The sequence below is a fragment of the Bacillus sp. NTK074B genome (genome assembly GCF_017303375.1).
Classification (GTDB): Bacteria; Bacillota; Bacilli; order Bacillales; family Bacillaceae_B; genus Rossellomorea.
In genome coordinates, this window is the sequence record NZ_JAFKOH010000004.1 from 108,159 (window position 1) to 128,743 (window position 20,585).

A 20,585-nucleotide genomic window follows, 5' to 3' on the forward strand; every position below is an offset into this window, starting at 1 on the left:
CTTTATTACAGAACGTTTAAATTTTTTTAACGAACAAAAAATAGAGGTCCGTCCCTACATACATGTGCGGGTATACAAAAAGCTTATATGAAGACCTTTTGTTTTTTGTTTAGCGCTTTCACTTCTGTCATACTTTGTAACAATTTGTCGGTGGTAAATATCTCCACCTACACAACCCCCGAAAATCTCCTATACTGTATAGAAGGTTATACTGTCTAGAATTCTTATAGTTGGAGGAATACTGATGTTATCAAACTCTGAAATTGGGATCGATTTAGGAACTGCAAATATACTTGTTTATAGTAAAAATAAAGGAATTATACTTAACGAGCCATCTGTTGTGGCCATCGACACTGAAAACAAAACGGTCTTGGCTGTTGGAACCGAAGCGAAGAGCATGATCGGGAAAACACCTGGAAAGATCGTGGCTGTACGCCCTCTAAAAGATGGTGTGATTGCCGACTTTGACGTGACTACTGAAATGTTAAAGCAAGTGATGAAAAAAGCGAGCAAAAAACTTGGATTCTCTATCCGCAAGCCTACTGTTGTTGTATGTACTCCTTCCGGTGCGACAAGTGTCGAAAGAAGAGCGATTCAGGATGCGGTGAGAGGAAGCGGCGCGAAATCCGTGACCCTTATCGAGGAGCCTGTCGCTGCTGCAATTGGTGCTGACCTGCCTGTAGGTGAGCCTGTTGCCAACGTCATCGTTGATATTGGCGGAGGAACGACGGAAGTGGCGATCATCTCTTACGGTGGCGTCGTCTCATGTAATACCATCCGTATCGGTGGAGACCAAATGGATGAAGATATCGTTCAATATGTGCGTAAACGTTACAATCTCCTCATTGGAGAAAGAACGGCTGAATTAGTGAAAATCGAAGTCGGTCACGCACTGATCGACCACGAAGAAAGAACAATGGATATCCGTGGACGTGACCTTGTGACAGGTCTTCCGAAAACCATTGAACTTTCATCAAACGAAATTCAGGATGCATTGAAAGAGTCTCTTCTACACATCTTGGAAACAATCCGTGCCACATTAGAAAATTGCCCTCCTGAACTGAGTGGGGACATCGTGGACCGCGGAGTCATCCTAACAGGTGGCGGAGCCCTTCTGAACGGACTTCAGGATTGGTTGAGCCAGGAAATCGTTGTGCCGGTTCACCTTGCCCCAAACCCGCTTGAATCAGTAGCCATCGGAACAGGACGCTCCCTATCCGTGATCCATAAATTACAAAAAGTAAAATAAGAAGATTCTATCCCCCATTCGATTGGGGGATATTTTTTATGCCCAGCATCAAACCCAACTGTTTACCCCATTTACATTTTTTTCAAACGTTTGTGATCCAGATTCTTATTCCCCTCGTTAGCTTATTAAAATTGAGTTCCTCTCCGTTGTTTAGTATCCTTATTTTAAATATGTCAAAGATAAGGAGCGTATTATGCCCAATGATCGTCAGGAAATAGAACTGTATCAACAAGTTTTGGCAAAAGATTCGACTGCATTACGACAGCTTTATCAGCAATACGAAAAACTGATTTATTCATTCTCATATAAAATGACTGGAGACCGTGAGATAGCAGAGGAAGTAATCCAGGAGGTTTTCTTGAAACTCTGGAAGAAGCACTCTCCTTACGATCACAGCAAAGGAAGATTCTCATCATGGCTGTTAACAATGACGAGAAACACATGCCTTGATGCATTACGCAGACGCAAAAAACATGAGTCTGTTGAATATATTGAGAAGGACTCCCTCCAGGTAACCTATGAAACTCCCGCCGATCAATTAGAGTGGAAAGAAAAAGGAACTGCGATCAGAGATTGTATCCAATCATTGAAGGATGACCAGCAAAAAATCGTGCAATTGTTCTATTTTAAAGGATTGACTCAACAATCCATTGCTGAATCAACCGATACTCCACTTGGTACAGTCAAAGGAAGAATCCGTTTAGCCTTGAAACATTTACACACGTGTCTAAAAGGGAAAGGAGGTACATTCGAATGACGATACAACCATGCGATCAATTATTGGATTACTACAACGGTCATTTAACTGAACTTGAGAAAGCTCAATTTGAGAAACATTTAAAAAGCTGTGACCAGTGTCAGGAAGAACTTCATGAACTGGAACAGTTATCGGAATATATGCCTTTCGCATCTGACGTTGTTGAACCTCCCAAAGACCTGGAAGACCGTGTTTTCGCTCATATTCTGGGTGATGAGAAACCGGCAGGCGTTGAACCAATCAGGAAAGCGAAGAAGAACAGGAGATGGTTCCTGCCTTCTGTTGCCGCAGCATTAGCCCTTTCCCTTATCGGAAATGCCTACTTGTTTACCCAGCTTGAGGAACAGAACGAAGTAGTCGAACAAGCAACGATCGATCAAGTCGTCCAATATGTCGATCTCGCCGCCGTCAATGGCAACGCTAAGGGAACTGCCAGCATCATCAAGCAAGGAACACAAACGAGCATGGTGGTCCAGGCATCTGAACTTGAGGCTCTTTCAGATGAAGAAGTGTATCAGGTATGGCTCATTAAAGATGAAAAGCCAGAACGAGCCGGAACGTTCGTCACCAGTAAGGATGGAAAAGGCTCCGTCGTATTCAAGTTCAATGAAGAATTCACGAAGAAGGATTGGGATACGGTGGCCATCACCCTTGAACCCGATGCTGATAGTCAGCTTCCCCAGGGAGACATCGTGTTAGCGTCCGACATCTAAAAAAAGTTTTACCCATCATGTTTTGCCCGTCAGTCCTTTACTGACGGGCATTTTTTCATTTCCCTTCTCTATTAATTGAAGCAATTCGCCTATTTAAATGTTTGAGAAATTCGCACCAGGGAACATAGTCCTATGAAACAAATGTTATACAAATATTGAACAAATATTTCACTTCTTTTAAGGGCGGTTAGTTAGGACTCTTTACTCTTTTTAAACGGATGGTCACAAACCATTTTGCTAGTCACCTACTTACTACGTTAGGGGGTGAAGGGAACTGCGTAGACTCCTACGGAAAACGGGCGTGTCGAGACCCCGGAAGCGGTTTTTGCTGAGGAGGCTCGGCCGAACGTCCGTGGAAAGCGGAGCAGTTCCCTTCACCCTCCTGCACCACAACCTAAATGACAGAGCATCGTCAATCTAAGTTTGGATGCAAATAGCAACAATCTTTGCGAAAACAGCCTTTCCAAAAGAATTGAAAAAAAAGTTTTTTAAAAAGTGATCCATGTTTCAACTTCTGTCGTTAGCTCTATGAAAATAAAAAATCAAAAGGAGAGATTTACTCATGAAAATGAAAAAAAGTTATTTAGCCGTCCCATTAAGTATGACACTACTGATTCCGACTGCGGGTGCAGTATCAGCACATAACGGTGAAGATCATTCTATGACGAAAGTAGATACGCCGGCAGGGGAATTAAGAACGACATTAGATCATTTACTTACTGAACATGCCTACTTAGCCGTTGAAGCAATGAGACGCGGAGCTGAAGGCGCAGAAGATTTCGAGGCGGCAGCAGGAGCTTTAAATGATAACGCAGCCGACTTAAAAGGAGCCATCGCTTCTGTGTACGGTGAAGAAGCCGGTAACCAGTTCAACACGATCTGGACGAATCACATCGGATTCTTCGTGGATTATGTAAAAGCAACAGGTGCGAATGACCAGGCTGCCAAAGATGAAGCCTTAGGCAATCTGGCAGGATACAAAGAAGAGTTCTCGAATTTCCTTGAGACTGCTACTGGTGAACGTTTGAAATCTGATAGTCTGGCAGAAGGACTTCAAATGCACATCAACCAGTTAATCGGTGCATTTGACAGTTATGTTGCCGGAGACTATGAAAAGGCATACGAATATGAGCGTGAAGCAATCGGTCATATGGGCATGGTAGCAAAAGGACTATCAAGTGCGATTACGGACCAATATCCGGACAAATTTGAAAATACGATGGCGGTGACTCCGGCAACGGACCTACGCTCGACTCTTAACCATCTGTTAACCGAGCATGCTGCCTTAGCGACAATGGCCATGCAAAACGGAATCGACGGTTCAGAAGACTTTGACGCTTCCGTCAATGCCCTGAATGCCAACACGGAAGACCTTTCAGCAGCCATCGCATCCGTATATGGAGAAGATGCCGGTAACCAATTTAAAGACATGTGGTCAAAACATATCGGATTCTTCGTGGACTATGTAAAGGCAACGGGAGCCGAAGATGAAGCAGCTAAACAAGAAGCAATCAAAAACCTTGATGGATACCGCGCTGAATTCTCTAAATTCCTTGAAACAGCAACAGACGGACGCTTGAAATCCAATGCCCTGGCAGACGGTCTTCAAATGCACGTTGAACAGCTGACAGGCGCATTCGACAGCTATGTAGCCGGTGACTATGAAAAAGCATGGGATGAAATCCGTATGGCGTATGAGCATATGTTAAACCCGGCAAAAGGTTTATCAGGAGCTTTCGCTGATCAATTCCCAGACAAATTCAAAGCGAACATGCCTTCTGAAATGCCTAACACGGGTATGGGTGGAACCGCTGACGGAAACGAATTCCCATTCGAATTCCTTCTTGCAGCCCTTCTGATCATTGCTGGTGGAACAACACTCGGAATGAAAAAATACGCTTCACACAAGCAATAATCTTTAACATGAGAGGGACGGACCTATTATAGGTCCGTCCCCCAGTGTGAAGATGAAAGGAGTGGCTTCACATAATGTATACTATGAGGGTTGTACTGCTTGTGCTTGTACTAATGCCCATTTCCGCATGTTCTGCTGGAATGAGTTCAAATTCTACAGAACAACAGGCGAAGCCCCCCCATAAGCAGGAAAAACCGACCACTCAGATGGCCAGTACCACCACCTCTCCTTCTCCATATGCAGATACCATTATTAAGGATGAAAGAAGCGGAATCGTTCCCGCTGCAATTGAAATCCCTGCCATTGGTGTCTCCACATCCATAGAAGCTGTTGGATTGAAGGAAAACGGTGAAATGGCCGTAACAGAAAGCTTTGAAACGACTGCATGGTATCAGGACGGATACAAGCCGGGTGAACCAGGAAATAGCGTGATTGGCGGTCATGTGGACAGCCGGAATGGTCCAGCGGTTTTTTATAAGCTGAACAAGCTTTCAAAGGGTGATGAAATCACCGTAAAAAATAAAGAAGGTGAAGAGAGGACATTTGTGGTGATAGACAAGAAAGAATACCCGTGGGACGACGCACCTTTAAAATCAATCTTTGGTTATTCCCCGGCAAGCTCCCTAAATCTTATCACCTGTACAGGTGACTTTGACCATTCTGCAAGGAATTACAGCAAGCGCCTGGTCGTCTACACTGAATTGAAATCCTGATGAAAGCAGCACGGAATCCCTCCGATGCTGTTTTTTTATGGATATTTTGAGAAGAAATAGAAATCCTAACAGTAAGGAAGGTGATACCATGAACGAGGATCAATTGGAAGACCTGTTTGGCTTCTATGGATATGAGGATTTATACAAGAGATTCAAGACTCCCCTTTATGTCACCGGAATCATGGACGACGCCGACGCCGAATTACTCGAGGATTTCTTAGAGAATTTTCAATTCGATCGTACTGTATTGTTCGATGAGTTCAGGTTTTGGTTCCAATATTTTGAAGTATCGAAACGGCCGCCGTTTACAATGTAAGTGACAACAGTAAAAAGCTGTCTTCTGCATAGAACAGAAAACAGCTTTTTTTAGTAAGGTTTACTTTGATAAAAGTAATTGGTGGAATGCCACGTGTTGTCAAACTTTTTGTGGAAAATATGAGTCGTCGCCGGTGAAACAGGCGGGATCAACCACGTCCAGTCCCCTGTTACATCACGGTCGGCCTTTTGCTCGTTCTCTTCAAACAGGCGGAACTGCTGGGCAGCCGTATGATGATCGACAATGCTTACCCCATCTTCTTTGAAAGAATGTAGCACAGCGATATTCAATTCGATCAGCGCCTTATCCTTCCAAAGGGTTGCTGCTCTCGAAGTATCCAGTCCCATGCAGCTGGCTACTTTCGGGATCAGGTTGTAGCGGTTTTCATCAGCGAGATTACGCGCTCCAATTTCCGTTTCCATATACCATCCGTTGAACGGGGCCGTCTTATAGGAGATCCCACCGATTTTCAACTCCATGTCAGAAATGATCGGGACGCCGTACCACTTCAATCGGAGATCCCGGAACCAATCGAATTCCGGGTGACGGAGAGGTACTTCCAGTGTAAGATGAGGATCAATATGTCTCATTCGCGGAAGCTCGTCCCCGATTTGCACGACGAAAGGAAGAACATCAAAGTCCGTCCCCTCTCCCTTCCAGCCAAGTTCCTGGCATTTATCCGTGAACTCGATGGAATGGGGATCCCCTCTGAAGTGGCCATTTTCTTTATATCCCGCATACCGGATCAGTTGATGGTTCCATAGCCTAATGTCAGGCTTATCAGGCTGCGACGGTCTGAAAACCGTGATCGTGGGACGTATCCTCCCTCCGTTTGAAGCAAATTCCAAATGACGCTCTAACGCACGGAACACGTCCTCCTCGGTTTCAGCTTCCCGTTCGTCAAATACGTTCAACGAATTCCAGAACAGACGGCCAATGCAACGATTACTGTTCCTCCAGGCCATCTTGGCACCTAAGACAAGCTCTTCGTTTGTATGGGTATAGGTTCCCTCTGCAGCAATTTCCTCTTCTATTTGTTGTAAACGAAGCGCGATGTCTGCTTCGCTTTTATCCAGTTCCTTAAACGCTTGCTCAATGAAGGCTTTCGCTTCATCCATAATCGGTGTCAATATAATCGCTTCCCTACTATCTTATTCAGCGCATACTGTACCTTCAAGTATACCATTTTTCCCATATCTTTTTCCTTGGTACATTTGAACAACCGTTGAATTCTAAGAGGTTACGGCTTTCTCATAACATCTGTATTCCTGATGTCCCTCCGGTTTAGAGGTGAAATAAACAGAGCCTCGATACTCATACCCCATTTTTTCATAGAGAGAGTTGGCTCCCGTGTTTCTGGAGTATGCATCCAGCCGAATACTTCTGTAGCCTTTTTCTCCGGCAAGTTCCTCACATTTTCCCATGAACGTCTTCCCGAGTCCCTTCCCTTGCTGAAGGGGATCAAGAAACAGGGTATGAATCACCCATTCATCATCAAGCTGCCAAGGGATTTCCGACCATTCAGGTGACTGCCATTCATTGAGAGTGGCTGACCCTGCCACTTCCCCCTCCACCATGAGCACATAGAGGTTCCCGTTATCCACCACTTCTTCAAAATACTCCCTGCTTGGGTACTCATCGTTCCATTGAAGAAGGCCATTCTCATCCAGATCCTTTTTGCATCTGATATAAACGTCCATGATGGTATCGAGCTGCTCTCGGGATGCCCTGATTAATTGTATATTCATCATTTATCTCCTGCTATCCATTGATTTATGTATCCTTTATAGTCTTTGTCCTGAGAAGGGCCGTTATGCGGACAGTTCAAATTCACTTTCCCTTGCTGGCAACCCTTTCCCCTGCTGAAATCCCGGATAAGTAAGCACTTTCAAAGCGCGTCCTCGAAGCTTCGTCATCTTCACGGAGAAACGCATCTCCACAGACAATGATCCTTTTACTTGCCCCGACTTCCACATACGGGCTGCGCATCACCTTCTCTGCCTCAGCATATCTCCAACGCTTCAACTCTGCTCCTGCAACTTCAGTTCCCTCTGCAAGGTGGCGTTCTGCCACTCTTTGGATTTCTGTACGTATCTCGTTGTCCTTGCGGCTTTCATTTTTCTTCGACCACTCCCCTGTCATATAGACACTTACAGTGACTGACGGGGAAATCCCTTTCTTATGGTGGTCCACCACCCTCTCAACCCCTTCAGGGAGATTCTCATCCACATGTCCTGGTGAGGGAATGCTGCTTGATCCATTGAACGTGAACATGCCAACAAAACAAGGGGCAAATGAGATAGTAGAAAGGCTTGGTTCAGTCACTCCCGAAAGCAGCGACAGTGCCTGGGGGACTGGAGCCGTTACGATACATTGATTCGCGAAGATGTTTTCTCCGCTTTCCAGTTCTATTTCAAGAGGTCCGTCCCTCTCCTCACGAATGGAAGATACTTTCGTGTTCAGTTTGACGGGAATGGTTTCTGCCAGTTGTTTGGCAAGGGCATTCATTCCATTCACGGATGTGTACCGGGGATAGGGGTTTCCAAACCATCGTTTTACACGCCCTTCCCCGAGCCATTTATCTACATCTTCTTGGAGCTCTCTGGACCGGACGGTGAAGAACTGTGCTCCGTGGTCGGCCTTCCCTTCCCCCATTCGCCTCGTGGCAAGTCTCCCTCCGACACTCCTGCTCTTCTCTACTATGAGAATATCTTCTATTCCTTTTTCCAACAAGGTCCTTGCTGCCATAATTCCCGACAGGCCGCCCCCGATAATGATCACTTCTTTGGTCGTCATGTTCTCTCATCCTCTCTTTGCTTTCATTATACGAATTTCATCTGAAAAAATGGAAGGGAGATGACTCCTGTCGTCATCTCCCTTTCATTATGCCAAGCATTCCTCTAACTCTTGATACATCCGGTTTCGTTCCTGTTCTTTTTGCTCTTTTTCCTTGTACAGGTCTTGTAGGACGTCCAGATCATCCATTGAGAGAAGCCTCTCATCGATGGCGAAGATCTCCGCTTCCACCCGCTCAAGATCCGCTTCGATTTCCTCTATCTTTCGGGATGGTTTCAGTTTCTCCTGAACTGCTTTAGGTTCCGGTCCCTTCACAGCTTTCACGACAGGCTCTTCAGGTGCCATTTCAGCAAGCTTCTCTTTCGCCCAGCTGTAGGGTCCATCAAAGAAGTAAAGTCCCCCCCCATGAATCCAATACGTTTTATGAAACAGCTTATTTAAAAAGTAGCGGTCATGGGATACGGCAAGGATCGTGCCCCTGAAATCCTCCAGTGCGTCCTCCAGCACTTCTCTCGAATCGATGTCCAAATGGTTCGTCGGCTCATCGAGGACAAGGAAATTGATGTCCTGATGCATGAGCTGGGCAAGTCTGAGCCTCATCTTTTCCCCTCCGCTCAATTGACCGACCTTTCTGAACACACTCGGTCCGTAAAACAGGAACTTGGCGAGAATATGCCGGGCATCCCCCTCTGTTACAGGTACTTCTTCCCTGAAGGCATCAATCAACCTGACCGCGGGATCTGCCACTGTAAAGTGCTGCGATAGATACCCGAGCTTCACATTGCTTCCGATCTTCACTATACCGTTATCCGCTGTTTCCTGCCCGAGGAGCATCTTGATGATCGTCGATTTCCCCGTTCCGTTCTGACCGACGATGGCTGTACGGTCCTTGAAATGGACGTGAAGACCGGCATCTTCAAATAAGATCTTCTCCCCATAGGCTTTCGAAACATCTTCCATGGAAAACACGATTTTCCCACTTCGATCACTTTCGTCAAATTCCAACCCCATCTTTTTGCGGTCAAGGATCGGCTTCTTCATTTTCTCCATCCGCTCTAAGGCCCTTTCCATATTACGTGCCCGTTTGTGAAGGGCTTCATTCGGGGGATTGGCCTGATTCGCCCATTCTTTCAGTCTTTTAATAGCCTCTCTCATTTTCTTGATTTTCTTCTGCTGCTCCTGATAGGCCTGGAACTCGATCATCAAACGTTCTTCCTTTTCTTTCACGAATCCGGAGTAGTTCTCATGATAGACCGTCAACTCACCGTCCTCTAAGTCATATACCTTCGTAATGACGTGATCGAGGAAATAACGGTCATGGGAAATGCACATCACGGTCCCTTCATACTCTTTCAGAAAGTCCTCCAGCCATTCGACTGCCCCGATATCCAGATGGTTCGTCGGTTCGTCCAGAAGCAATAAGTCCGGCCTTTGCAGGAGGATCAGCCCGAGGCAAAGCTTCGTCTGCTCCCCACCGCTGCAGGCATTAAAGTCTTTATCCACGAGTTCTTCTATACTGAGGCCGTTCACGATCTTCCCAATATTGGATTCTATCTCATATCCCCCTGAAAGGGCGAATTGATCCTGCAGCTTCCCGTACTCGGCTAATAAACGGTTGAGCGTGTCAGGATCCTTTTCTGTTCCCATTGAACTCTCAAGCTCTTTTAACCGTTCACCTGTTTCGATTAAATCAGAAAACGCGGACCGCAGGACGTCTATCCCCTTCGTACCCTCTCCGTACTGAGGGATTTGCGCAAGGTAGCCTACCTTCGCCCCCTTTTTCAAATGGATAAGTCCTTTATCCGGTGTTTCCACCCCTGAAAGGAGCTTAAATATCGTCGTCTTTCCTGTCCCGTTCCGACCGACGAGTCCGATCCGGGATCCTTCGGGTATTTCAAAGGATAAATCCTCAAATATGAGATTTCCACCAAACATCTTGCTCAATTCCTGTGCGCTGCATATAATCATTTTCCTCTTCCTTTCGAGTATCTTTATATAGAGGTAAGAGGTTCAACAAAAAAGCCATGGAGAAGCAGAAGGCTCCCCCATGGCCGATGGAAATGCGGTTTAAATACACCGCACTCCGTTTTTTTATAAAAGAACAGATAAAAAAAGAGAGCGAAAACGCCCCCTTTTTCCGATTCTTTCATAGAAAAGTGATTGGAATTGAGACCTCTTACCGTTCAGTATTCATATTCATTTGCTGAAAAAGGGCATACGTGTCCCCTTGAACGCAAATGCATGAAAAATTGCACGGCAAAAGTAAATAAAATCTAAATACTTTCCACGCAATCCTACAGAACGATTCATCTCAATTCCACCTCCTTCTATCCTTACACGAAATTTTATAAATCTATTATACAATTATTCAGAAAGCTTTTGCAATCTGTTTATTCCTTTTTATACAAAATCCTTGATAACACCAGGCCGATGACTCCGATTGGAATCAGGATCATGGCACGGATCGTGAAGTCCAGGAACACAAGGTCGGCAAGAAAAAATTTCACTAAGGCAAGGGCCAGGAAGCTGATTCCCACCCAGCGGTAGAACACATCCTTTCTGCTTTCCCCATAAATGAGATAGCCGATGGACAGTGCTGCAATCGCAACGGTGAAGGCCGTCGTCCGCGGTGTGTACTCCCAGCCGATGACGATGAAACCCGTCAATCGCAGGACAAAGAACATGACGAGACCGGTCAGCACGACTTTCACCGCAGTGGTGGTAAAATTCAGGAACGAAGATTCCCCCTTATTGATTCCGGAAATCAAATAAACATACAGAAATGCCAGGATGAAAATCGGCAGCTCAACACTGAAGAAATCCTCCGTTGCACTGGTCATCATTCCCAAGAAAGAATACAACATTAAAAGGAGCGAACCTGCAAGGCCGACATAGCTCTCCCTTCTCCCAGCGAGCCACAACAGGGCATTCGCCTGTATGGCCACCAGTACGAATCGCCAATCGTATTCAAACCATTCAAATAGCAAGAGCAGCACATGCAGGAATCCAAGAACAAGCAAGACATCTTTCGTCCTCTTCTTCTCCTTCGGCTCTATGAAAGACACCCCGATATACACAGCAGCAAACGCCATATAGTAGTAAAGTGGAATTTCTGCATAGACATCATTCAACAACCCAAGAAGGATAAAGCAGCCCGTCACGAGAGCCGGAATCATCTCGGCGCTCACACGTTCATCCCGATTAAGGATAATCAGCAACAAAATGTACAGGTGCTGAATCGCAAACGGGATAAGGACGGTCAATGTGACCTCCCCTACTCCAAAGGCTGTAAAGAAGAACAGGGAGAAATAAAGTAAATAATAATGAATATTCCAGGCAATCCGATACCTCTTCCACGTGCTGAACGTCATCAACACAAAGAACAGTACAAGCTCATAGCCGTAAAACAGCCACTCATTCCGTTCGTCCCCTGCAAAGATGAACGGAAACAGATATGCACCGGCCCCGATCAAACAAAGGATCAACTGAGAATCGTGCTTATGAGATGCCCACAACCCGACGGATATGATGGCGATTAAAAATAGATTAGTAGTGAGTCCTCCTATATAACCGTATAGGATGTTAGCTGAAAATAATGTTATGATCGCAAGGACAATACTTCCTGAAAGAAGAGTGATGGATAGCTTACGCTGATCCCGGTTGTATTTTTCTCCTAGTAGATACATCACAATGCTGATCAGGGCACCGCTCAGCACCCTTAACCCCGGCGTGACCCAGCCGTTTTGGGAAGCCGCCATGAACCCCCAGATACTGCCTATTAAAAGGACGAATAAGAATACTTTTGGAAGCCAGCGCTCCACTGAAAAATCAAATGGGTCCTTTTCTATAGATAGCTCCGTTTCTTTGGCAAGCACCTGCTTTTCTTGCGGCTCGGTGTCGTTCTCTGCATTTGGTATGACATGTGATTCGTTTACACTCTTTGCCACAATCAACTGCCTTTTGACGAGATACAATTCTTTTTCCAGAAAGCTGATTTTTTTCTCCAGTCGTTCAAATTCTTCTTTTTCCAATATCCACACCCCCTTACTTCTATTTATACAGGAAGGCTGGGATTATTTCCTTTATTTTCTGGAAGGGAATGGCGATTTTTTTGACATAAAAAGACTCCACCTTATGAAAGATGGAGTCTTGCTTCTAAGCTAATCGTTTAAAGTTTTGACCAAGAATTTCATTCATGGTGTGAACCGTGATGAATGCACGGTTATCCACCTGCGTGATGAAACCTTTCAGCTTGGAGAAGTCCTTGCGCCCCAGGATCGTCGTGATGACTTCCTTCTCATCGGACGTGAACGCCCCGGTTGCTGTATGGATCGTCGCACCTTTTCCAAGTTCATGAACGATATAGGATTTGATTTCATCACTGTAACGGCTGATGATGACAATCTCCTTATTCGAATTGAATTGTTGCAAAGCATAATCGATGACGAGTCCATTCAGGATGACACCGAAGAAAGCATACATTCCGACTTGAGGACCGAACAGGACTGCCGATGACAGAGCGATGGATAGATCCGCCAACAGCACGCCTCGTCCCACATCTATATTGAAATATTTATTAAAGATCAAGGCGATGATATCCGTTCCACCCGTTGATGCCTGCTGGTTGAACACGATGGCCATACCGGTTGCGGCAATGCATTGACCGATAATCAATTGAATCAAGATATCATTGCTTAGTGGTGCGCTCATTGGAGCAAATCTCTCTAGTAACCAGACATAAAACGAAAGGGCAAAACTCGCGTAGATGGTTTTCGCACCGAAATTAAAGCCGAGAAAGATCACACCGACGATAAACAGAATGATATTGATGATTATCATGAACAAACCAAGAGACATTCCCGGAAACAGATCGTTCATGATGATCGACAACCCACTGACTCCCCCTGTCGCTAAATTATTAGGCGATAAGAAAAAATGGACATTCACTGAAACTAAAAATGCACCCAGATTCATCATTAAGAAGGAAAGTATTCTTTGTCGCATCACCGCAACCTCCTTTTTCTTTAAGATTTTTTTGGTTTTCCGTAAATAGTTGAACAACGGGATTATAAAGCCCACCAAGACCCTTTGTAAAGGGAATCCGGCTAAAAAAATAAGGTTTAATAATTGTGAAAATTGGAAGGGTTTTCAGATGGGATGAGAATGGGGTTTTGAATTTTTGAGTAGTCTCCACGGAAATGGGAAGGTATGGAAAAAATGCCGTGTTTTTATAGCATGGTCGATATCCTGAAAATCCCGTTGATATTTCCACAGAAAGGGTGAATAACTTCTCGTTCAATAAAAAAAGCCCCCTTCACCATAGAAGCGAGCTTCGTTTCAACCAAATTCTTTCCATATATGAACTGGCAATTGCAATTCCAACTCACACAGGAATGGAAAGATCCTTCACGTCTAATTCCATTAAAAAAGGACGATTCCCCAAACAGAATCGTCCACTCACCTTATCGGTTATCAATTTTCTCCGGATACAAATCATGATTCATCAAACGATGATCTGCCATCGTTTCGTATTTCGTACCGGGCTTTCCATAGTTGCAGTACGGATCGATGCTGATTCCGCCACGGGGGGTGAATTTTCCCCATACTTCGATATAGCGCGGATCCATTAATTCGATGAGATCATTCATGATGATGTTCATGCAGTCTTCGTGAAAATCCCCGTGATTACGGAAGCTGAACAGGTACAGTTTGAGTGATTTGCTTTCCACCATCTTCTCACCTGGTATATAGCTGATATAGATAGTGGCAAAATCCGGCTGACCGGTCTTCGGACACAGACTTGTGAATTCCGGGCAATTGAATTTCACGAAATAGTCCCGATTCGGGTGCTTATTGTCGAATGACTCCAGGATATGAGGCGCATACTCGAACAAGTAATTTGTCCCTTGATTCCCTAATAATGATAAATCTGTTAAATCTTCGTCTTTACGTCCAGACATGTAAAAATCCTCCTCTTCATAGTGACCCGAATGAAGGAGGACATAGCATTAGCCTAAGAATCAACGGAACAGGCAGTAAAATTGCAATATATATGGAATCCTGTTACGCTAAAAGGATAACTTGGCAAGGATTTGTCCAAGTCAGATTCATAGAACCATAGTTTTTTATAGAGGGTTAATGCTATGAACCTCTCTCAGTTAGCCTAGTGATACTTGGTGTTATAGAGGTAATATTAAAGAAGAATTTTGGGAAAGTCAATCCGCGTTCAGCAGGATTTTAGTTTAAATCAATAGAATTTATTAAACGGTATTTTTGCTAGGAGTGATCGTTAATGAATCAACTGGTAAAGGATTTCACCAAGTCTATTCTCGAGGGAGACGTGCATTCATTAATGGAATTGCATTCCTCTTCCATTCACTCAAAGATAGATAACTTTACTTTTTACGAGAAAGTCATTAAACCTTCTATGTATAGAATAGGTGACCTTTGGGAGAAAAATCAAATTACCGTTGCAGATGAGCATCTGGCCACTGCAACCCTTAAATATTTGCTTGCTACTGTTTTTACCCATCAGGAGGCTTTTGAAAACCAACCAAAAGCCCTTTTATTTTGTATAGAGGGTGAACATCACAGTCTGGGGCTCGAGCTTGCGAATGAAGTATTCAAGGAGAAGAAATGGAATACCCGCTATCTGGGTTCCAATGTCCCTGTTAAGGACGCCCTGGCCTTCATCAGTGCATGGGAACCTCATGCCGTTGCTATCTCCATCGGTATGACGACAGAGCTGACCAGGTTAAAAGAGTGCATCGAAGAAATCAGATCTCTTCATAAAGAAGTTGAAATAATGGTAGGCGGCAGACTCATTTCCAACTATTCCCTTGATTTCCTGAAGGGATCAAAGGTGTCCAGCTTCCACGATTTGTTGGAGTTGAATGAATATCTGACCGATATGTCCGACGGGCTTGTTTCCCTGAAGGGCTAACTTCTTACCTATAGGCAGCCGGACAAATGAGGTTCTACGGAATGTTAACCCACGTGATATCATTGCCATTTGTGGCGACATAGGGCAATGACGTCCGGGACCTGACACAAAGGAGTGATCATGTGGAAAATTTACACTTATGCCCTATCCCCTATTTATTGCTGGATAGGCAATTTAATCTAATAGATGCCTCTAATTCAGGCTATGATTTTTTAAAACCCGGTGAAAATTTCATGTCAATCGTAGAAGAAGAAAGTTCACCGAAGTTCGCCCGGATCATTCATAAACAAACTCAGGGTGAAATGGAACTGAATTTGAAGAAAAACGATTCGTTTGAGCTTTTCGAGCTCTTCTTTCAATTTTCAGATCTGCAACAGTATTTTCATGTAGCCATAATGGCAAAGGACAACCAGTATAAGAAGGTGTCAGAGCAAATGAACGGCTTGTTTGACCTTATGGGTAAGTCCACTTTCCCACGAAAAGAACCGAATCTCACAGAAGTACTTGCGAAAATTTCTTCATTATATTTAAAACTTGTCAACACATCTGATTGGAATCGGCAAGAAGTTATGGATAAAATAAAAGAGATAGAACATCACATTCAACAAAATGTGAAATAACTTTATTTTAGAGGAGAGACAATATGACTTTATTAACGAACATACTTGATTACAACAAACAATTTGTAGAAGAACATTCGTATGAGGAGTACCGGACCACCAAGTTCCCGGACAAGCGCCTAGTGATTCTTACTTGTATGGATACTCGTTTAGTAGAGCTATTACCTAAGTCCATGAACATGAAAAATGGTGATGTAAAAGTCGTCAAAAATGCAGGGGCCATCGTAAGCCACCCGTTCGGAAGCATCATGCGCAGCCTGCTCGTGGCAGTCTACGAACTGCAGGCAGACGAAGTGATTGTAATCGGTCACCACGACTGCGGCATGAGCGCCATCAACAGCGACCAGATCCTGAGCAAAATGAAGGACCGCGGGATTCCCGAAGAAACACTCGACACCGTCAACTACTCAGGAATCGACCTTCACGACTGGCTGAAAGGCTTCAACTCCGTACAGGAAAGCGTCGCCCACAGTGTCGACATGATCAAGAACCATCCACTGATGGATAAAAAGATCCCTGTCCACGGCCTTGTCATCAGTCCAGAAACAGGGAAATTGGATCTTGTTGTAGAAGGGTATTAAAAACGAAAAGCGGAAGGGGCTTGCTCTGGGGCGACAAGCATAAGACGAGTCACCCGGAAAGGCGTTTTTTGCCTTTTTGGGTGACTTGGCTTATGACCTCGAGCCTCTAGCCCCTGGAGCTGGACAACGAGAAAAGCGGAGGCGGCTCGAGCAGCCCCGACAAGCATAACTGAAAAATCCCTGAAGGCGTTTTCTGCCTTTGGGGATTTTTCAGTTATGACCTCGAGGGGCTAGCCGCCGGAGCTGGATCAACCAAAAGCGGAGGCGGCTCGTTCAGAGGCGACAAGCATAAGGTGAACCTACCGGAAAGGCGCTCTTTGCCTTTTTGGTAGGTTTAACTTATGACCTCGAGCCTCTAGCCGCCGGAGCTGGATCAACCAAAAGCGGTATTCAAAGGGACGGACCTCCAAAATCAGCACTATTCACAGTATAAATCCCATCACACCAACGTTTATAGGTTTAAATCAGAGGTCCGTCCCTCTGGGATATTCCTTTAATTCTTTCAGGATTGGCATTTTTTCCATTTCTTCTTCGGTTACGTGTTCCCATTGGATTCCTTGTGGCTTGGGGTATGGGGTGTGGGTTTCTTTAATGCCTTGTTCTGTTATGATCCAGTCGACTGCCAGGTCGAAGGAATCTATCGGGATGTCGTCTTCTACCAGCTGTTCACTGTTGATCGTTGTGATGACCGGAACGGGCTTGTTCCCGATTTCCCGGAGTATGGCGTATTCACGATCGGCATACCCCTCTCCCTTCCCAAGCCTTCTTCCGTCGGCATGAATGGCAACGGACCCCACAACGATGAGATCGATGCTTGGGACATCAGCTAGAGGGACTACCTGCCCATATGTATTCATATGCTTGATGCTCGCTGCTTTTCTCTCTTCTCCCCCCGGAACCCATTCAGGCTTGATCATGACGAATCCATCTTTCAAGCGCGGTGTCGGTATGAGCAGGGTTTTCCCGTCTTTCAGTATCGCTGCACGGAGTGGAAGCTGAGGGGCATCGGGATTCACTTTCACTACACTGGCAGACTTATAAATATCCATACTCTGAACATGTGAAGCAGCAAGCTCTGCCCCTTTGAAATTCGGGATCCTTCCCATCAATGGAAAAGGAAACCTTCCAAGCTTCTCTTCTGTCAGACGATTCCATACTTTATGCCTGATTTCATCTTTGTTGCTCATTTTCCCACCTCCAGAATGCAGTATTGTTTTACATTAATTGGATAATGACGCAATGAGTCAGAAAACGACGCTTTGAGAAGTAAAAATGACGCAATTATCATTCTACTCTACTTCCTTCTTCATTTCACCTTTCTAATCAATCAGATTCAATCAATACGAATCAAACCCGACTCCCCTTAAAGCATTTTTTCTTTAAGTAGCATTCAAACCCAAACACATCCCTTATCAATCCCTCATCCGAGTCATGTTCTTTTATTTCCTACATAAAATTAATTGTGTAAGGAGGGATTCCATGAAAATATCTCGTGCGCGCCTTTCAGACTTGGAAGGACTTGTGGAACTATTTAATGGTTATCGTATGTTTTATCATCAAATGTCAGATAAAACCGGGGCCGGGCATTTCCTCGAAGATCGCTTGTCCCATGATGAATCCGTCATCTTTGTCGCCATTCTGGATGACGAGTATATCGGATTCACCCAGCTGTATCCTTCTTACTCTTCCGTTTATATGGAACGGATTTGGAAGCTGAATGACCTTTATGTATCCTCGAAGGCACGGAACAGAGGTGTAGGTCAGATGCTGTTGGACGCAGCGAGACAGCATGCTGAACAAACCAATGCGAAGTCACTTATTCTTGAAACGGACTTGGACAATGTACAGGCACAGGCATTGTATGAAAGGAATGGCTATAAAAGGGATGAATCGGTTTATCATTACACCCTTACACTCAAGTAGAAGGTCCGTCCCTCATGAGGGACGGACCTTCTTCCGCGTTATATCCAAGATCCCCTGCACCGGTCTCTTTTACATCTGTCTCCCCGGCACTTCACACTTGTCTGCAATTTCATATACTGGTAGAAAAGAAAAGCATGTCTTCCTTCCCTTGAACCTTGATTGATTTCTCTCTCAAGTTTCTTCATGAACATGCGGTCACACTCACAGGTCGGTCCGTACCGGTCATAGCACAAATCATGGGCTCTACAAGCTGCATCCACTGAATTAATGGGCGCACCCGGACCGCTGCACCCCGGTCCACACCATTTATACTCAGGGAAGATACATAGTTTTGGCGACACGTTTTTTCTCATCGATTTCTTCCTTTCCGCTCATCTTCTGAACATTGATACGTTTTATTTCTTACATAAAGGGAATTACATTCTATGTAAGAAAATACAAGTACTATACTGTATGTATATCAATCTGGTCAGGTTTGTCCTTATGCCTATTTGAACGAAAAAGAAAATCTAGGAGGAATGAATAATGGCAACTTTTCAATTAAATGATACGGTACCTAATTTTACACTCCCGGCGGTTTCAGGCGAGACATTCTCGTTTGAAGAACACCGGAAAAATCATCAAAGCTGGCATCTTATCGTCTTCTTCAGAGGATCATGGTGCCCGGTATGTCAGGAAGAATTAAGGGAGCTGCAGGCTAATAAAGAATACTTCGAAAAACATAATGTCCACCTGCTGACGATCTCCAGCGACAAAATGGAAGACTTGCAGGAATTTGCGAATAAAGAAGACTTGACTTTCCCAGTATTGGCAGATGAAAAATTAGAAGCCATCAAGGCTTACGATGTTTTCTACCATGGGGAAGATGCTCCTTACGAGGATCACGGACAGCATGGTGAACCGGCTTACTTCCTTGTGAACGAAAAAGGACAGGCCATGTACCAGCAACGACAAACAAGCCCGTTCGGACGTCCGCATGCCAATGAACTACGAAAAATCGTGAAATATATTCAAAAGAACGTAAAATAAATCGATAAAGCCTGGTCGATGGATCCCATCGACCAGGCTTTCTTCATGTCAGCGCAAGCTCCAGGCTTTTCTGTGCTTCCCTGACTGTATGAGGCTGCTCCTCATGATAACCATATAGGAGCAAAACCACATTTGTATAAATGGCTTTGAATCGTGCATATTCCAATTCAATGTCCCCCACCTGTCCGTATTCCTGAAAAAACAGCTCACGACCTTTCAGAGAGAGGAAGCTGTACACAAGATTTAAATCGATGGCTCTGTGACCGAGATGAACGTCTCCCCAATCAATCACCCCTGATAAAACCCCTTCCCCGTTCACGACGATGTTTTTAAAATGAAGGTCCCCATGAACAAGAGTCGGGATTTCCGGCATTGATTTCATCGGTAGACGCTCAAGGTAATCCTCTAACAATTCCATATGACGGAACAGTTTGAGATCCTTCAATTCACTTATGTTTTTTTCGAAAATAGACGTACGCTTCTCAACATCCAGCCGGTCCATTTCATCATACGGGACTCCTTGTCTTTCTGCCTCTTTCACATCCGTCTTATGAAGCCTTTTCAGGAACTGTGCGAGCCTGATGGCTGACACCCCTTCCCTCCATACCGTTTCTGCCCGGGAAGGAATTGTGCCCTCGACAAATTGGTATCCCAGAAAGGGCCACATGTATCCGGATGAAGGTTTGCCGTAATAAACGGGGACAGGAACCTGAAGGCCCAGCTTTTCCTCTTTAAACAGGGACAATAACCTCCCTTCTGTCTCCAAGAGCCTGACAGCTATTTCCCGCCGGGGGAAGCGGAAAACCCATTCGGCATTCACCTTTATCACCGTATTATCAAAACCATAATCAATGATCTCGAGGTCCGTCGGAATCAATTCCGGGAACTGAGACTCAATCAGCTTTCGAGCCTGACTAATGGTGACAGCCACCTCTGCATCCCATACGTTTGGCATCGTTACCACACCTTTCTCAAGTGTTATTCTTTGTAGAAACCGAACTCCTTGTGATAAGTTTCAAGTAATCGGAAA

General features: G+C 44.8%; 22 protein-coding genes. 11 read left to right on the plus strand and 11 right to left on the minus strand.

The window, feature by feature from the left end; translation table 11 throughout:
- The first annotated feature begins 244 nt into the window (after positions 1 to 244).
- From mreBH to JI667_RS08580, 6 genes are all read left to right on the plus strand, one after another.
- Positions 245 to 1,249: a rod-share determining protein MreBH gene (gene mreBH, locus JI667_RS08555; RefSeq protein WP_206852060.1), complete on the plus strand. Its 1,005-nt coding sequence runs from the start codon at positions 245 to 247 to the stop codon at positions 1,247 to 1,249.
- A 193-nt stretch (positions 1,250 to 1,442) separates the two neighbouring features.
- Positions 1,443 to 2,006, plus strand: a complete 564-nt coding sequence (locus JI667_RS08560) for an RNA polymerase sigma factor (protein ID WP_206852062.1) — start codon at positions 1,443 to 1,445, stop codon at positions 2,004 to 2,006.
- Positions 2,003 to 2,719 (plus strand): anti-sigma factor, encoded by a 717-nt coding sequence (locus JI667_RS08565; RefSeq protein ID WP_206852064.1) that lies wholly within the window; start codon positions 2,003 to 2,005, stop codon positions 2,717 to 2,719. Before JI667_RS08560 ends, JI667_RS08565 begins: the two co-directional genes overlap by 4 nt.
- Positions 2,720 to 3,281: 562 nt before the next feature.
- Positions 3,282 to 4,634 carry a copper amine oxidase gene (locus JI667_RS08570; protein ID WP_206852066.1) on the plus strand — a complete coding sequence of 451 codons (1,353 nt, stop codon included), beginning with the start codon at positions 3,282 to 3,284 and terminating at the stop codon, positions 4,632 to 4,634.
- A gap of 74 nt (positions 4,635 to 4,708) precedes the next feature.
- On the plus strand, positions 4,709 to 5,347 hold the full coding sequence (locus JI667_RS08575) for a class F sortase (RefSeq protein ID WP_206852068.1): 639 nt from the start codon (positions 4,709 to 4,711) through the stop codon (positions 5,345 to 5,347).
- Between the two features lie 88 nt (positions 5,348 to 5,435).
- On the plus strand, positions 5,436 to 5,663 hold the full coding sequence (locus JI667_RS08580; RefSeq protein ID WP_206852070.1) for a hypothetical protein: 228 nt from the start codon (positions 5,436 to 5,438) through the stop codon (positions 5,661 to 5,663).
- Between the two features lie 50 nt (positions 5,664 to 5,713).
- On the opposite strand, the gene JI667_RS08585 is transcribed toward JI667_RS08580, so the two are convergent.
- From JI667_RS08585 to queF, 8 genes are all read right to left on the minus strand, one after another.
- Entirely contained in the window at positions 5,714 to 6,781 is a 1,068-nt protein-coding gene (locus JI667_RS08585; protein ID WP_206852471.1) for a nitric oxide synthase oxygenase, read from the minus strand.
- A gap of 114 nt (positions 6,782 to 6,895) precedes the next feature.
- Positions 6,896 to 7,414, minus strand: a complete 519-nt coding sequence (locus JI667_RS08590; protein WP_206852072.1) for a GNAT family N-acetyltransferase — start codon at positions 7,412 to 7,414, stop codon at positions 6,896 to 6,898.
- Between the two features lie 79 nt (positions 7,415 to 7,493).
- Complete coding sequence (locus tag JI667_RS08595; protein ID WP_206852081.1) at positions 7,494 to 8,459, minus strand: NAD(P)/FAD-dependent oxidoreductase; 966 nt, start codon at positions 8,457 to 8,459, stop codon at positions 7,494 to 7,496.
- A gap of 87 nt (positions 8,460 to 8,546) precedes the next feature.
- On the minus strand, positions 8,547 to 10,427 hold the full coding sequence (gene abc-f, locus JI667_RS08600) for a ribosomal protection-like ABC-F family protein (RefSeq protein WP_206852082.1): 1,881 nt from the start codon (positions 10,425 to 10,427) through the stop codon (positions 8,547 to 8,549).
- Positions 10,428 to 10,655: 228 nt separating this feature from the next.
- Entirely contained in the window at positions 10,656 to 10,769 is a 114-nt protein-coding gene (locus tag JI667_RS22890) for an RAxF-45 family protein (protein ID WP_280515476.1), read from the minus strand.
- Between the two features lie 80 nt (positions 10,770 to 10,849).
- Positions 10,850 to 12,490 (minus strand): DUF2339 domain-containing protein, encoded by a 1,641-nt coding sequence (locus tag JI667_RS08605; protein WP_206852085.1) that lies wholly within the window; start codon positions 12,488 to 12,490, stop codon positions 10,850 to 10,852.
- Between the two features lie 124 nt (positions 12,491 to 12,614).
- Positions 12,615 to 13,463 (minus strand): YitT family protein, encoded by an 849-nt coding sequence (locus tag JI667_RS08610; protein WP_206852087.1) that lies wholly within the window; start codon positions 13,461 to 13,463, stop codon positions 12,615 to 12,617.
- A 458-nt stretch (positions 13,464 to 13,921) separates the two neighbouring features.
- A complete protein-coding gene (queF, locus tag JI667_RS08615) occupies positions 13,922 to 14,419 on the minus strand; it encodes a preQ(1) synthase (RefSeq protein ID WP_206852090.1) in 498 nt (165 codons plus the stop codon).
- A gap of 332 nt (positions 14,420 to 14,751) precedes the next feature.
- Between queF and JI667_RS08620 the strand changes: the two genes are divergently transcribed.
- The 3 genes from JI667_RS08620 to JI667_RS08630 all read left to right on the plus strand — a co-directional run bounded on the left by JI667_RS08620 (position 14,752) and on the right by JI667_RS08630 (position 16,603).
- Positions 14,752 to 15,402, plus strand: coding sequence for a cobalamin B12-binding domain-containing protein (locus JI667_RS08620; RefSeq protein WP_206852099.1), 651 nt, complete (start codon positions 14,752 to 14,754; stop codon positions 15,400 to 15,402).
- A gap of 233 nt (positions 15,403 to 15,635) precedes the next feature.
- On the plus strand, positions 15,636 to 16,022 hold the full coding sequence (locus tag JI667_RS08625; RefSeq protein WP_206852107.1) for a hypothetical protein: 387 nt from the start codon (positions 15,636 to 15,638) through the stop codon (positions 16,020 to 16,022).
- 23 nt (positions 16,023 to 16,045) lie between these two features.
- Complete coding sequence (locus JI667_RS08630; RefSeq protein ID WP_206852109.1) at positions 16,046 to 16,603, plus strand: beta-class carbonic anhydrase; 558 nt, start codon at positions 16,046 to 16,048, stop codon at positions 16,601 to 16,603.
- A 464-nt stretch (positions 16,604 to 17,067) separates the two neighbouring features.
- On the opposite strand, the gene JI667_RS08635 is transcribed toward JI667_RS08630, so the two are convergent.
- Positions 17,068 to 17,790: a 5-formyltetrahydrofolate cyclo-ligase gene (locus JI667_RS08635; RefSeq protein ID WP_206852111.1), complete on the minus strand. Its 723-nt coding sequence runs from the start codon at positions 17,788 to 17,790 to the stop codon at positions 17,068 to 17,070.
- Between the two features lie 292 nt (positions 17,791 to 18,082).
- Here JI667_RS08635 and JI667_RS08640 point away from each other — a divergent pair, with 292 nt between their 5' ends.
- Complete coding sequence (locus tag JI667_RS08640) at positions 18,083 to 18,526, plus strand: GNAT family N-acetyltransferase (protein WP_206852113.1); 444 nt, start codon at positions 18,083 to 18,085, stop codon at positions 18,524 to 18,526.
- Positions 18,527 to 18,564: 38 nt separating this feature from the next.
- Here JI667_RS08640 and JI667_RS22675 read toward each other — a convergent pair whose 3' ends face one another.
- Positions 18,565 to 18,879, minus strand: coding sequence for a phospholipase (locus JI667_RS22675; protein ID WP_244668257.1), 315 nt, complete (start codon positions 18,877 to 18,879; stop codon positions 18,565 to 18,567).
- 172 nt (positions 18,880 to 19,051) lie between these two features.
- Here JI667_RS22675 and JI667_RS08645 point away from each other — a divergent pair, with 172 nt between their 5' ends.
- Positions 19,052 to 19,555 carry a peroxiredoxin family protein gene (locus JI667_RS08645; protein ID WP_206852114.1) on the plus strand — a complete coding sequence of 168 codons (504 nt, stop codon included), beginning with the start codon at positions 19,052 to 19,054 and terminating at the stop codon, positions 19,553 to 19,555.
- Positions 19,556 to 19,598: 43 nt separating this feature from the next.
- Here JI667_RS08645 and JI667_RS08650 read toward each other — a convergent pair whose 3' ends face one another.
- Entirely contained in the window at positions 19,599 to 20,510 is a 912-nt protein-coding gene (locus tag JI667_RS08650) for a phosphotransferase (RefSeq protein ID WP_206852122.1), read from the minus strand.
- Positions 20,511 to 20,585 lie beyond the last annotated feature (75 nt).